This window comes from Pseudomonas sp. LB3P81, from assembly GCF_054897965.1.
Genome location: NZ_JBUBVG010000001.1, coordinates 3,835,688 through 3,849,191, shown reverse-complemented (window position 1 = coordinate 3,849,191; position 13,504 = coordinate 3,835,688). Strand labels below are relative to the sequence as shown.

The following is a 13,504-nucleotide window of genomic DNA, read 5'->3' as shown; positions in this document are numbered from 1 at the left end:
CCAGCGGGAGCAAGCTCCCTCACCACAACGGTTTAAAGCCTTACGCTGGCAAAGGTCGATTCGTTGCGCGCCTGACTCAACGCCGACAACGGCCCGGACAACGGCGACAGCACCAGCGCTTGCGGCAGCGGCATCATCGCCACTTGCTGCGTGGTATTGGAGCCGACGCGCTCGTCACGCGGCGGAATACCGAAGTATTCGCGGTAGCACTTGGAGAAGTGCGGCGTGGACACGAAGCCGCACACCGACGCCACTTCGATGATCGACATCGGCGTTTGCTTGAGCAGCTGCCGTGCGCGGATCAAACGCAGTTTCAGGTAGTAACGCGATGGCGAGCAGTGCAGGTATTTCTGGAACAGCCGCTCGAGCTGACGACGGGACACGGCGACGTACACCGCCAGTTCGTCGAGGTCGATCGGTTCTTCGAGGTTGGCTTCCATCAGCGCGACGATTTCCTGCAACTTCGGCTGGTTGGTACCGAGCATGTGCTTGAGCGGCACGCGCTGGTGGTCCTGCTCGTTGCGGATGCGCTCGTAGACGAACATTTCCGAGATCGCGGCCGACAGTTCGCGACCGTGATCGCGGCTGATCAGGTGCAGCATCATGTCCAGTGGTGCGGTGCCGCCGGAGCTGGTGAAACGGTTACGGTCGAGAGTGAACAAACGGGTGCTCATGGCCACGCGCGGGAAGGCTTCCTGCATCGAGGCCAGACATTCCCAGTGCACACTGCAATCGAAACCGTCCAGCAGGCCGGCGCAGGCCAGCGCCCAGCTACCGGTGCAGACCGCACCGAGGCGCTTGGATTGACGCGCCTGGCTTTGCAGCCACGACACGTGTTCACGGGTTACGGTGCGCTGAATGCCGATACCGCCGCAGACAATGATGGTGTCCATGGAGGGTGCTTTGTGCATGGAGGCGTCGGGGGTGATCTGCAGACCGTCACTGGCCCAGACCTGACCGCCGTCGACGGTGAGCGTGGTCCAGCGATACAGCTCGCGACCGGACAATTGGTTGGCCATGCGCAGGGGTTCTACGGCAGAGGCCAGAGAAATAAGCGTGAAATTGTCCAGCAGCAGAAAGCCAATGGATTGAGGCGCACGGTTCTGGGGTTGAGCCCCGGAGTTGAACGTCGTCATCGCGGTATCTCCTCACACAAAGCGGGTGATGGCCTCAGGCGGAGGCTCTTGTTATTGCCATCGTTCTCGCGTGGGAGACGGGCTGTGTAATGACAGAGCAATTGCCATGCCTAAAATTGAATGCGCGTTCAATAACTCCTGAAAACGACGTCGCGGCGTGTCTATATAAGCCGCATCGCGAGTAGGGGTTATTAGTGGCAGGAAGGGCAGCAAGCGCTGTGCTCCGTTGCGTGTGAGCAAATCGGTAGCACTTGTGGGAACAGGGCTGCGGCACCCCTGAAAAGAGTGTCACCGCAAGCACGGGGGACGGACGGTCAGAGCCGGGTTGGATCCCTGACTTGCTGCAAGTGGCTTATCTGTAAGCGACGCGCCAAAACGTGGCGCGTTTTGAATCGGGTGTTCACTTAGCGCGCAGTTTGACTGGTGTGGTGTGGCAGAAACCGTCCTGTGGCGAGGGAGCTTGCTCCCGCTGGGCTGCGTCAGCAGCCCCAAACCCTGCAACCCTATTCTTTCAAGCACACTGCAGTCGCCGGTTTTACGACTGCTGCGCAGCCGAGCGGGAGCAAGCTCCCTCGCCACAGGTTCAACCCGGTCTCAACACTCAACCGCACTCACCGCCAACCCACCCCGCGATGTCTCTTTATATTTGTCATGCATATCCGCCCCGGTATCACGCATGGTGCGGATCACCCGGTCCAGGGAAATAAAGTGCTGACCATCCCCGCGCAATGCCATCTGCGCAGCGTTGATCGCCTTCACCGCGGCAATCGCATTGCGCTCGATGCACGGCACCTGAACCAGCCCGCCGACCGGGTCGCAGGTCAGGCCGAGGTTGTGTTCCAGACCGATTTCCGCCGCATTGCACAGTTGCTCCGGCGTGGCGCCAAGGATCTCCGCCAACCCCGCCGCCGCCATGGCGCAAGCCGAACCGACTTCGCCCTGGCAACCGACTTCCGCCCCGGAGATGGAGGCGTTCTTCTTGCACAGAATCCCCACCGCTGCGGCACTGAGGAAATAGTCGACCACGTTGGCGTCCGTCACCACTTCACTGAACTTCATGAAGTAGTGCAACACCGCCGGAATGATCCCCGCCGCGCCGTTGGTTGGCGCCGTGACCATGCGCCCGCCGGCGGCGTTTTCTTCGTTGACCGCCAGGGCGAACAGGTTGACCCATTCCATCGCGCTCAGCGTTGAGCCGATCACGTTGGGCTTGTTCAATTCCTGCAGGCTACGGTGCAATTTGGCAGCACGACGACGCACGTTCAGGCCACCGGGCAGGATGCCTTCGTGCTTGAGGCCTTGCTCGACGCAATCCTGCATGGCCCGCCAGAGCTTCATCAGGCCGGCGCGGATTTCTTCTTCGCTGCGCCAGACCTTCTCGTTGGCCATCATCAATTCGGCCACGCGCAGGTTGTGCAGTTTGCAGAGGCTGAGCAGCTCGACGGCGCTGGAGAAATCGTACGGCAACTCGGTGCGATCCAGATCCACTATGCCACTGGACGCCTGAGCTTCATCGACGACAAATCCGCCACCGATGGAATAGTAGGTGTCGCGATGCAGCTCGCCGTCATCGCCTTCGGCGATCAGGGTCATGGCGTTGGGGTGGAACGGCAGGTTTTCGTCGATCAGGCGCATGTCCCGGGCCCAGGTGAACGGCACCGGCAAACGGCCGTCGAGCAGCAGCGTGTGGGTTTCGCGCAGGGTTTCAATGCGGATGCCGATTTGCGACGGATCGATCGCGTCCGGCCACTCACCCATCAGGCCCATGATCACCGCGTTGTCGCTGCCGTGACCGATACCGGTGGCCGACAGCGAACCATAAAGCTGAACTTCAACGCGCCGCACTTGCTCCAAAAGATCCTGCTCACGCAAACCTTGCACGAACAGCGCGGCGGCGCGCATCGGCCCCACGGTGTGCGAACTGGAAGGGCCGATGCCGATTTTGAACAGGTCGAAAACGCTGATAGCCATTACTGCCGAACTCCTGGATGTGCCAACTCCAGGCGCAGAAGCGCCCGGTGACGGAGCTGCTACGCTCAAGCTGCAATCCGCCGAGATGGCCGCATCATCAGGCTTTTGCCGTGTCGTTCGACGTCTCACACCGACGCACTCATGCCCACCAACGCCGCAGGTCTTTTATGCCGCGTTTTCGCCGTTTTTTTGCGGTTCAGGTGGGCAAACGGGGCTGAAAAAATCTGTAAACGACGTCACCGACACTGGATGCGACCATCCCTGTACTGGTTACGACGCACCCTGTAGGCGTCAGATTTTCACTGGTACATGATCGTATCGACTCGATTGCAAGGCGCCGTGGTAGAGCTGTCTCCAAAACGCCATCCAACCGCAACCTATAAGTGCGGTGGTCCAGTCGGAACACTGCCAAAAAAAACACCAAGGAGTCCATCCATGAAAGGTTCCCCGTCGTTGTTGTTGGCCGCCATGCTGAGTCTGCCGTTACTGGCTCAAGCCGCAGAACCCGCTCAGTGCAGTACCGTAAACTTCTCCGATGTCGGCTGGACCGACATTACCGCGACAACCGCCACCACCAGCGTCGTTCTCGATGCCTTGGGCTACAAGACCAAAACCACCATGATTTCCGTGCCGGTGACCTACAAGTCCCTGGCCGACGGCAAGAACATGGACATTTTCCTCGGTAACTGGATGCCGACCATGGAAAACGACATCAAGGCCTACCGCGATGCCGGGACCGTGGACGTCGTGCGCACCAACCTCACCGGCGCCAAGTACACCCTCGCCGTGCCGCAGGCGCTGTACGACAAAGGGCTGCATGACTTCGCCGACATCGCCAAATTCAAGAAAGAACTCGACGGCAAGATCTACGGCATCGAACCGGGTAACGACGGCAACCGTCTGATCCAGAGTATGATCGACAAGAACGCCTTCGGCTTGAAGGACGCCGGTTTCAAGATGGTCGAATCCAGCGAAGCCGGCATGCTGTCGCAAGTCGACCGCGCCCAGAAACGCGACACCGCCGTCGTATTCCTCGGCTGGGCGCCGCATCCGATGAACAAGCGTTTCAAGATTCAGTACCTGACCGGTGGTGACGACTTCTTCGGCCCGGACTTCGGTGCCGCCACCGTGGCAACCAATACCCGCAAGGGGTACGTTCAGGAATGCAGCAACGTCGGCACCTTGCTGAAAAACCTGGAATTCACCGTCGACATGGAAAGCGCACTGATGGGCAACATCCTGGACGACAAGATGAAGCCTGACGCGGCCGCCAAGGCCTGGCTGAAAAAGAATCCACAGGTGCTCGATACCTGGCTCGCTGGCGTGACCACCATTGACGGTAAACCAGGCCTGGAGGCCGTGAAAGCCAAGCTCGCGCAGCCTTGAATTAAGAAGCATCGCTTACGCCGGACGGCTTCGGCCGTCCGGGCTGTTTATTTCCTTGCATGCGGACGTTCACTACCATGCTGATTGATCAGAAAATACCTCTAGGCCAGTACATCGCGGGCTTCGTTGAATGGTTGACGCAACACGGCGCCAACACCTTCGACGCGATCGCCGTGACACTGGAAACGATGATCCACGGCGTGACTTTTGCGCTGACCTGGTTCAACCCGCTGGCATTGATCGGCCTCATCGCACTACTGGCTCACTTCATTCAACGAAAGTGGGGGCTGACCGTTTTCGTTATCGCCTCCTTCCTGCTGATCCTCAACCTGGGGTACTGGCAGGAAACCATGGAAACCCTCGCCCAGGTGTTGTTCGCCACCCTGGTCTGCGTGGTCATCGGCGTGCCGCTGGGCATCGTCGCTGCACACAAACCGATGTTCTACACACTGATGCGTCCGGTGCTCGATCTGATGCAGACCGTACCGACCTTCGTTTACCTCATTCCTACCCTGACCCTCTTCGGTCTGGGTGTGGTCCCGGGTCTGATCTCCACGGTGGTGTTTGCGATTGCCGCGCCCATCCGCCTGACCTACCTGGGTATCCGTGATGTTCCCGCAGAATTGATGGACGCCGGCAAAGCCTTCGGCTGCTCGCGCCGTCAACTGCTCGCACGCATCGAACTGCCCTACGCCATGCCAAGCATCGCGGCCGGTATTACCCAGTGCATCATGCTGTCATTGTCGATGGTGGTGATCGCGGCACTGGTGGGCGCCGACGGCCTGGGCAAACCCGTGGTCAACGCACTGAACACTGCTGATATCGCCCTGGGCTTCGAAGCCGGCCTGGCGATCGTATTGCTGGCGATCATGCTCGACCGTATCTGCAAACAACCCGACGCTAAAGTAGGGGGTGACGCATGAGCATTATTCGCTTCGAAGACGTCGACGTAATCTTCTCCAAAGACCCGCGCGAGGCGCTCAAACTCCTCGACCAGGGCATGACCCGCGACCAGATCCTGAAAAAGACCGGGCAGATTGTCGGTGTTGAAAAGGCCACTCTGGACATCGAAAAAGGTGAAATCTGCGTGCTGATGGGCCTGTCCGGCTCCGGCAAATCCAGCCTGCTGCGCTGCATCAACGGCCTCAACACCGTCAGCCGTGGCAAGTTGTTTGTCGAGCACGAAGGCAAGCAGATCGACATCGCATCCTGTACTCCGGCGGAACTGAAAATGATGCGCACCAAGCGTATCGCGATGGTGTTCCAGAAGTTCGCCCTGATGCCTTGGCTGACGGTGCGCGAGAACATCAGTTTCGGTCTGGAAATGCAGGGACGTCCCGAGAAGGAACGCCGCAAACTGGTGGACGAAAAGCTTGAGCTGGTGGGCCTGACCCAGTGGCGCAACAAGAAACCCGACGAGCTCTCCGGCGGCATGCAGCAGCGTGTCGGCCTGGCCCGCGCCCTGGCGATGGACGCCGATATTCTGCTGATGGATGAACCGTTTTCGGCCCTCGACCCGCTGATCCGCCAAGGCCTGCAGGACGAACTGCTGGAGCTGCAAAGCAAGCTGAACAAAACCATCGTCTTCGTGAGTCACGACCTCGATGAAGCCCTGAAGCTCGGCAGCCGTATCGCGATCATGAAAGACGGTCGGATCGTCCAGTACAGCAAGCCGGAAGAAATCGTTCTCAACCCGGCGGACGACTATGTGCGGACCTTCGTCGCGCACACCAACCCGCTGAACGTATTGTGCGGTCGCAGCCTGATGCGCACCCTCGACAACTGCAAACGCATCAACGGTTCGGTTTGCCTCGATCCGGGCGGCGATTCGTGGCTGGATCTGGCCGAAGGCAACACCATCAAAGGTGCACGCCAGAATGGTTCGGCCCTGGATCTGCAGAACTGGGTGCCGGGTCAGGCCGTAGAAGGCCTGGGTCGTCGACCTACCCTGGTGGATTCGAACATCGGCATGCGCGATGCGCTGCAGATTCGTTATCAGACCGGCAACAAACTGGTGCTGCACGACAACAACCATGTGGTCGGGATTCTCGGCGACAGCGAGCTGTATCACGCACTGCTCGGCAAGAACCTGGGCTAAGACCGCAGACACAAAAACGCCGCGAGAGGATCGCGGCGTTTTTGTTAGTGCAGATATTTGACAGTGAACACAGACCGCAGTGGTGAGGGGAGTTCTGTGGCGAGGGGATTTATCCCCGTTGGGCAGCGAAGCGGCCCCAAAACCAGACACTGCGGTATTTCGGGAGATTGCGCTGGCCGGTTTTACGACTGCTACGCAGCCGAACGGGGATAAATCCCCTCGCCACAGAAATCCCCTCACCACAATTAGAGCTGCGGTGCATTCGCTGCACCGCATGACCTCAAGTTTTAGCTATAGACCCGGCCAAGGAGCTGCCGATGGCTTTCAAACTGATCGAGCACGTCACGGGTGATCTGATCCTGACTGAAGCCCATCAGGTCATAATCCTGGCTGCCGTTGTGCAGATACACCTCGGCGCGGTAGTAGCGTGCGCGCGGCTCATCAGCACTTTCAGCCGACACCGTGTCGCTCGCCGCAGCCAGATAACCATCCAGGCTCACTTCATAGACAAAAGGGTTGCCCTCTTCCATCTCGATCCGCAGGCCCATGCAACGCTTGGCTTTGCCCAGCAACGTTTGCACGTCCAGACCTTTACCACGCAATTGCACCACGGCCTCTTCCAGCGCCGGGCTGACTTGCTTGTCCATGAAACGCTGAACGATCGACTGGTTCGGTTGCAGGTCCAGTTGGGTCAGACGCTCGCTGAAACCACGACGCCCGCGTGCAGCCAGTTCCGCTTGCTCCTGTTCGATCTGCACGTCCTGGCGCATGGCCTTGTGCAAGCCGAACATGAAGACCACCAGCACCACCGAGAACGGCAGACCGGCGAGCACCACCATGGTTTGCATGGCTTCGAAGTTACCGGCGAACAGCAGGCCGATGGTCACCAGCGTGATCACGACGGACCAGAAGATCCGCAACCAGTGTGGCGCATCTTCGTCGACGTTGCCGCCCTTGCACGAAAGGTTGGCCATCATCACCGCGCCAGAGTCCGCCGGGGTCAGGAACAGCACGAAACCAACGAAGATCGACACGCCGATCACCACTTTCGACGCCGGATAATGCTCAAGCAACTGGTAAATCGCCATGGACGGCTGTTCCAGCGCCGTCTTCCCAAGCTCCACCGCCCCATGGTTCATCACCAGGTCCAGGGCCGAGTTACCGAAGATCGACAGCCACGCCAGGGTGAAACCCAGCGGGATCAGCAGCACGCCGGCCACCAGTTCACGCACGGTACGACCACGGGAAATACGCGCGATGAACATGCCTACGAATGGCGCCCAGGAAATCCACCAGGCCCAGTAGAACAGGGTCCACAGGCCCAACCAGCGGTCGGACTTCTCACTGTCGCCTTCATACACATAGAGGTCGAAGGTCTTCAGCACCACGCCGTTCAGGTAGTCGCCGACGTTCTGCACGAAGCCATTGAGCAAATGCAGGGTCGGGCCGAACAGCAGCACGAAAATCAGCAGACCGCTGAACAGCACGATGTTCAGGTTGGACAGACGACGAATGCCGTTTTCCACGCCGGACACGGCCGCGATGGTCGCCACGGTGCTCATCACGATGATCACGATCAGCAGGTTGGTGTTGCTGTGTTCCATGCCGAACAGGTTTTCAAGGCCCGACGACACTTGCAGCGAACCAATCCCCAGGTTCGTCACCAGCCCCAACAGGGTCACGAACATGCCGAAGCCGTCCACCGCATGACCGGCCGCGCCTTTGACCCAACGCTCACCGACCAGCGGATACAGCGCCGAACGCAACGCCAGCGGCTGATTGTGGCGGTAGGCAAAGTACGCCACGGCCAGGCCGACCAGTGCGTAGATCGCCCAGCCATGCAGGCCCCAGTGCAGGAAGGTCAACTGCACCGCCTGACGCGCGGCCATGTTGCTGGCCGAAACGCCTTCCGGCGGGTTGAAGTAGTGGTCCAGCGGCTCGGAAGCACCGAAGTACAACAGCGAGATGCCGATACCCGAGGAGAACAGCATCCCCGCCCAGGCGCCATAACTGAAGTCCGGGGTGTCGTCCTTGCTGCCCAGTTTGAGCTTGCCGTAGGACGAAAATGCCAGGCCGATCACGAAAACCAGGTAAGCGGCGATCACCACCATGTAGTACCAGCCGAAGCTGCGGGACAACCAGGCCTGAGCCACTCCGAGCATTCTGCCGGCCTCTTGCGGGGCGATGATCAGAATGGCGGTCAACAACAGAATCAGCGCGGTAGAGGTGTAGAACACCCAACCGTTGACCGTCACCTTCTCGGGCGGGGTCTTTATTAGAGAGGCAGAACTCATGGCACAGATGCTCCGGCAGTGCGAGAGAAGAACACAAGGCAACGCGATACCCGACCAATCGGTTAGTTGGCAGCCGACCGGCGGGTGATATAAAGACACCCCGAAAAAAGCCCGAAGCCTGAAGACGCTGTCGCGTATAGGTTTCGAGCCGTTTCGGATGTCGGTTTATCGCCATTTACACGTAGGAAAAATCTGTAAGCAGCGACGATTTGTCGCAGATCTTATTCTTTGTTGATTGAACGTTCAATCAAAACAAAATAGACTGGCCCTCAGTCCGATAGACGTTTTGCGTCTGCCGGAAGGCCTAAGGAGATGTGCAAGATGCCCAAGGTCGGTATGCAACCCATCCGCCGCCAGCAATTGATCGAAGCCACATTGCAGGCCGTCGATCAGGTCGGGATGGGGGATGCCAGCATTGCGCTGATCGCCCGTTTGGCCGGTGTCTCGAATGGCATCATCAGTCACTATTTTCAGGACAAGAACGGCCTGATCGCTGCCACGGCGCAGTATCTGATGAGAGTCCTCAGCGAGAACGTCACCGCGCGCCGTCAGGCGCTGACAGATGACAGCCCGCGGGCGCATCTGCAGGTGATTATCGAAGGCAACTTCGACGCCAGCCAGGTCAATGGCCCGGCAATGAAAACCTGGCTGGCCTTTTGGGCCACCAGCATGCACCACCCGTCTTTGCACAGGTTGCAGCGGATCAACGATCACCGTCTGTATTCCAACCTGTGCTGCCAGTTCCGCCGTGTATTGCCGCGCGATGATGCGCGCAGTGCAGCCCGGGGCCTGGCAGCCCTCATTGACGGTTTGTGGTTGCGCGGCGCGCTGTCGGGAGATGCTTTCGACACCGAGCAGGCGCACCGGATCGCTTACGAATACATGGATTTCCAACTGGCCAAGCAGGTGAGTTAGAGCACACATAAAACGCTCAACCCCTGAACGCTACCGATGGCGATGCCAACTGCTCCACGGCACGCCCGGTGGTTAACGCCAACCACTTATGCACTTGCGAGGACTTTATGGCCCGTTTCGAACTGCAAAAACTCTACATCGATGGCGGCTACAGTGACGCCAGCAGCGACGCCACTTTCGAAGCCATCAACCCGGCTAACGGCGAAGTCCTCGCAAAGGTACAGCGTGCAACCAAGGAAGACGTTGAGCGCGCCGTCGTCAGCGCCGAAAAGGGCCAGAAAATCTGGGCCGCGATGACCGCCATGGAGCGTTCGCGCATCCTGCGTCGTGCCGTCGACATCCTGCGCGAGCGCAACGATGAACTGGCCGCCCTGGAAACACTGGACACCGGCAAGTCGTACTCCGAAACCCGTTACGTCGACATCGTCACCGGCGCTGACGTACTGGAATACTACGCAGGCCTGGTCCCGGCCATCGAAGGCGAGCAGATTCCGCTGCGCACCACTTCTTTCGTCTACACCCGTCGCGAGCCGCTGGGCGTCGTGGCCGGTATCGGCGCGTGGAACTACCCGATCCAGATCGCCCTGTGGAAATCCGCACCTGCCCTGGCGGCCGGTAACGCGATGATCTTCAAGCCAAGTGAAGTCACTTCCCTGACCACGCTGAAACTGGCCGAGATCTACACCGAAGCTGGTTTGCCGGCGGGCGTGTTCAACGTGTTGACCGGCAGTGGCCGTGAAGTCGGCACCTGGCTGACCGAGCACCCACGCATCGAAAAAATCTCCTTCACCGGCGGCACCGACACCGGCAAGAAGGTCATGGCCAGCGCTTCCGCGTCTTCGCTGAAAGACGTGACCATGGAACTGGGCGGCAAGTCTCCGCTGATCATTTTCGACGATGCCGACCTCGATCGCGCCGCCGACACCGCGATGATGGCTAACTTCTATAGCTCTGGTCAGGTCTGCACCAACGGCACTCGCGTGTTCGTACCGAGCCACCTGAAAGCCGCTTTCGAAGCCAAGATCGCTGAGCGCGTTGCGCGCATCCGCATCGGCAACCCGGAAGACGAAAACACCAACTTCGGCCCGCTGGTCAGCTTTGCCCACATGGAAAGCGTGCTGGGTTACATCGCCAAAGGTAAGGAAGAAGGCGCTCGCGTGCTGTGTGGCGGTAGCCGTCTGACCGAAGGCGAATTCGCCAAAGGCGCGTTCGTCGCACCGACCGTGTTCACCGATTGCACCGACGACATGACCATCGTGCGCGAAGAAATCTTCGGCCCGGTCATGGCGATCCTCACCTACGAAACCGAAGAAGAAGTGATCCGTCGCGCCAACGACACCGACTTCGGCCTGGCCGCTGGCGTCGTCACCAAGGACCTGAACCGCGCTCACCGCGTGATTCATCAACTGGAAGCCGGTATCTGCTGGATCAACGCCTGGGGCGAGTCCGACGCCAAGATGCCGGTCGGCGGCTACAAGCAGTCGGGTGTTGGCCGCGAGAACGGGATCAGCTCGCTGAACAACTTCACACGCATCAAATCGGTACAGGTCGAACTGGGCGATTACGCCTCGGTTTTCTGATCTGACGCGGAACCTGAGGCTGGGGCCTTTTGTGGCGAGGGAGCTTGCTCCCGCTGGGCTGCGAAGCGGCCCCAATCCAGGCACTGCATTCATTCAGACAGAACACGGTCGCTGATTTTGCGACTGCTGCGCAGCCGAGCGGGAGCAAGCTCCTTCGCCACAAGTAAGTGGTAGCTCGGCGACCGCGACCTGAACCAACTTCAAAGAGGGTGCATTCAATGTCCCAAGAATTCGATTACATCATCATCGGTGCCGGCTCGGCCGGTAACACCCTGGCGACCCGTCTGACTGAAGACGCAGGCGTCACCGTCCTGCTGCTCGAAGCGGGCGGCCCGGATTACCGTATGGATTTCCGCACGCAAATGCCGGCCGCTTTGGCGTTCCCGCTGCAAGGCCGTCGCTACAACTGGGCCTACGAAACCGATCCGGAGCCATACATGGACGGTCGCCGGATGGAATGCGGTCGCGGCAAGGGCCTGGGTGGTTCTTCGCTGATCAACGGCATGTGCTACATCCGCGGCAACGCCATGGACTACGACAACTGGGCCAAGCTGCCAGGCCTTGAAGACTGGGACTACCTGAACTGCCTGCCGTATTTCCGCAAAGCTGAAACCCGTGATATCGGCCCGAACGACTACCACGGTGGCGACGGTCCGGTCAGCGTGACCACGCCAAAAGCCGGCAATAACCCGCTGTTCAGCGCGATGGTTGAAGCCGGCGTGCAAGCCGGTTACCCGCGCACTGAAGACTTGAACGGTTACCAGCAAGAAGGCTTCGGCCCGATGGACCGCACCGTGACGCCGAAGGGCCGTCGCTCCAGCACCGCGCGCGGTTACCTGGACGTCGCCAAGAAGCGCTCGACCCTGACCATCGTCACTCACGCGCTGACCGACAAGATCCTGTTCGAAGGCAAGCGTGCAGTCGGCGTGCGTTACCTGATCGGCGCCGCTGAAGAGCGCGTCGAAGTCCGCGCCCGCAAAGAAGTGTTGCTGTGCTCCGGCGCCATCGCTTCGCCGCAGATTCTGCAACGCTCCGGTGTCGGCCCGGCCGAACTGCTGAACAAGCTCGAGATCCCGGTGGTCCACGACCTGCCAGGCGTCGGCGAAAACCTGCAGGACCACCTTGAGTTGTACCTGCAATACGCCTGCACCCAACCGGTCTCGCTGTACCCGTCGCTGATCTGGCACAACCAGCCGGCCATCGGTGCCGAATGGCTGTTCAACGGCACCGGCATCGGCGCCAGCAACCAGTTCGAAGCCGGCGGTTTCATTCGTACCCGTCCGGAATTCGATTGGCCGAACATCCAGTACCACTTCCTGCCGGTGGCGATTAACTACAACGGCAGCAACGGTGTGAAAGAGCACGGCTTCCAGGCGCACATGGGTTCCATGCGTTCGCCGAGCCGTGGCCGCATCCAGGCCAAGTCGAAGGATCCGCGCGAGTACCCGAGCATCCTGTTCAACTACATGGCCACCGAGCAAGACTGGCAGGAATTCCGCGACGGCATCCGCCTGACCCGTGAAATCATGCAGCAACCGGCACTGGACGCTTTCCGCGGCCGCGAAATCAGCCCGGGCATCGACGTGCAAACCGACGAGCAACTCGACAAGTTCATCCGCGAACACGCCGAAACCGCCTTCCACCCGTCCTGCTCGTGCAAGATGGGCACCGACGAAATGGCCGTGGTCGATGCCGAAGGTCGCGTGCATGGCATGCAGGCCCTGCGCGTGGTCGATGCCTCGATCATGCCGATCATCACCACCGGCAACCTGAACGCGCCAACGATCATGATCGCCGAGAAAATCGCCGACAAGATTCGTGGTCGTCAGCCGTTGCCGCGTAGCACAGCGGATTACTTCGTAGCGGGAGATGCGCCGGTGCGTGGCAAGCCGTTGCGGGATGTGAGCCCTACCGCTCAGTAACAGTTAGCGCACTTGTTTCAAAAAAACCGTCAACCTCTCAAGGCTGGCGGTTTTTTTTCGCCTAGCACAAGTTAATGCCTCAACCAACACTCATCACACCAAGTAACTAAAAACCTAATATCAGCCTTCAACAAAACTGGTAACACTTGCATTCACCCACACTTAAAAACTTCCATTACTATCCGCGCCGCCGATTGAGTTG

General features: G+C 59.6%; 9 protein-coding genes. 6 read left to right on the top strand and 3 right to left on the bottom strand.

Going from position 1 to position 13,504, the window contains the following annotated elements:
* Positions 1-32: 32 nt before the first annotated feature.
* On the bottom strand, positions 33-1,136 hold the full coding sequence (gbdR, locus tag ACYZTL_RS17730) for a choline metabolism transcriptional regulator GbdR (protein ID WP_008033265.1): 1,104 nt from the start codon (positions 1,134-1,136) through the stop codon (positions 33-35).
* 594 nt (positions 1,137-1,730) lie between these two features.
* Positions 1,731-3,107 carry an L-serine ammonia-lyase gene (locus ACYZTL_RS17725; RefSeq protein ID WP_461952878.1) on the bottom strand — a complete coding sequence of 459 codons (1,377 nt, stop codon included), beginning with the start codon at positions 3,105-3,107 and terminating at the stop codon, positions 1,731-1,733.
* Between the two features lie 435 nt (positions 3,108-3,542).
* Between ACYZTL_RS17725 and ACYZTL_RS17720 the strand changes: the two genes are divergently transcribed.
* The 3 genes from ACYZTL_RS17720 to choV all read left to right on the top strand — a co-directional run bounded on the left by ACYZTL_RS17720 (position 3,543) and on the right by choV (position 6,591).
* Positions 3,543-4,493 (top strand): choline ABC transporter substrate-binding protein, encoded by a 951-nt coding sequence (locus ACYZTL_RS17720; RefSeq protein ID WP_461952877.1) that lies wholly within the window; start codon positions 3,543-3,545, stop codon positions 4,491-4,493.
* 77 nt (positions 4,494-4,570) lie between these two features.
* The gene (choW, locus tag ACYZTL_RS17715) at positions 4,571-5,416 is read left to right on the top strand and encodes a choline ABC transporter permease subunit (protein WP_133835662.1); all 846 of its coding nucleotides are present in this window, start codon (positions 4,571-4,573) and stop codon (positions 5,414-5,416) included.
* The gene (choV, locus tag ACYZTL_RS17710) at positions 5,413-6,591 is read left to right on the top strand and encodes a choline ABC transporter ATP-binding protein (protein WP_461952876.1); all 1,179 of its coding nucleotides are present in this window, start codon (positions 5,413-5,415) and stop codon (positions 6,589-6,591) included. Before choW ends, choV begins: the two co-directional genes overlap by 4 nt.
* A gap of 287 nt (positions 6,592-6,878) precedes the next feature.
* Here choV and ACYZTL_RS17705 read toward each other — a convergent pair whose 3' ends face one another.
* Positions 6,879-8,828 carry a BCCT family transporter gene (locus tag ACYZTL_RS17705; protein WP_461954329.1) on the bottom strand — a complete coding sequence of 650 codons (1,950 nt, stop codon included), beginning with the start codon at positions 8,826-8,828 and terminating at the stop codon, positions 6,879-6,881.
* A gap of 378 nt (positions 8,829-9,206) precedes the next feature.
* Here ACYZTL_RS17705 and betI point away from each other — a divergent pair, with 378 nt between their 5' ends.
* The 3 genes from betI to betA all read left to right on the top strand — a co-directional run bounded on the left by betI (position 9,207) and on the right by betA (position 13,302).
* Positions 9,207-9,800: a transcriptional regulator BetI gene (betI, locus tag ACYZTL_RS17700; protein WP_461952875.1), complete on the top strand. Its 594-nt coding sequence runs from the start codon at positions 9,207-9,209 to the stop codon at positions 9,798-9,800.
* Between the two features lie 107 nt (positions 9,801-9,907).
* Positions 9,908-11,380, top strand: coding sequence for a betaine-aldehyde dehydrogenase (betB, locus tag ACYZTL_RS17695; protein WP_461952874.1), 1,473 nt, complete (start codon positions 9,908-9,910; stop codon positions 11,378-11,380).
* 218 nt (positions 11,381-11,598) lie between these two features.
* The gene (gene betA / locus ACYZTL_RS17690) at positions 11,599-13,302 is read left to right on the top strand and encodes a choline dehydrogenase (RefSeq protein ID WP_461952873.1); all 1,704 of its coding nucleotides are present in this window, start codon (positions 11,599-11,601) and stop codon (positions 13,300-13,302) included.
* The last annotated feature ends 202 nt before the right edge of the window (positions 13,303-13,504 follow it).

Bases quoted from the DNA above. Each gene is read 5' to 3' on its own strand.
- gbdR (WP_008033265.1), bottom strand. From the start codon at position 1,136: ATGACGACGTTCAACTCCGGGGCTCAACCCCAGAACCGTGCGCCTCAA.
- ACYZTL_RS17725 (WP_461952878.1), bottom strand. From the start codon at position 3,107: ATGGCTATCAGCGTTTTCGACCTGTTCAAAATCGGCATCGGCCCTTCC.
- ACYZTL_RS17720 (WP_461952877.1), top strand. From the start codon at position 3,543: ATGAAAGGTTCCCCGTCGTTGTTGTTGGCCGCCATGCTGAGTCTGCCG.
- choW (WP_133835662.1), top strand. From the start codon at position 4,571: ATGCTGATTGATCAGAAAATACCTCTAGGCCAGTACATCGCGGGCTTC.
- choV (WP_461952876.1), top strand. From the start codon at position 5,413: ATGAGCATTATTCGCTTCGAAGACGTCGACGTAATCTTCTCCAAAGAC.
- betI (WP_461952875.1), top strand. From the start codon at position 9,207: ATGCCCAAGGTCGGTATGCAACCCATCCGCCGCCAGCAATTGATCGAA.
- betB (WP_461952874.1), top strand. From the start codon at position 9,908: ATGGCCCGTTTCGAACTGCAAAAACTCTACATCGATGGCGGCTACAGT.
- betA (WP_461952873.1), top strand. From the start codon at position 11,599: ATGTCCCAAGAATTCGATTACATCATCATCGGTGCCGGCTCGGCCGGT.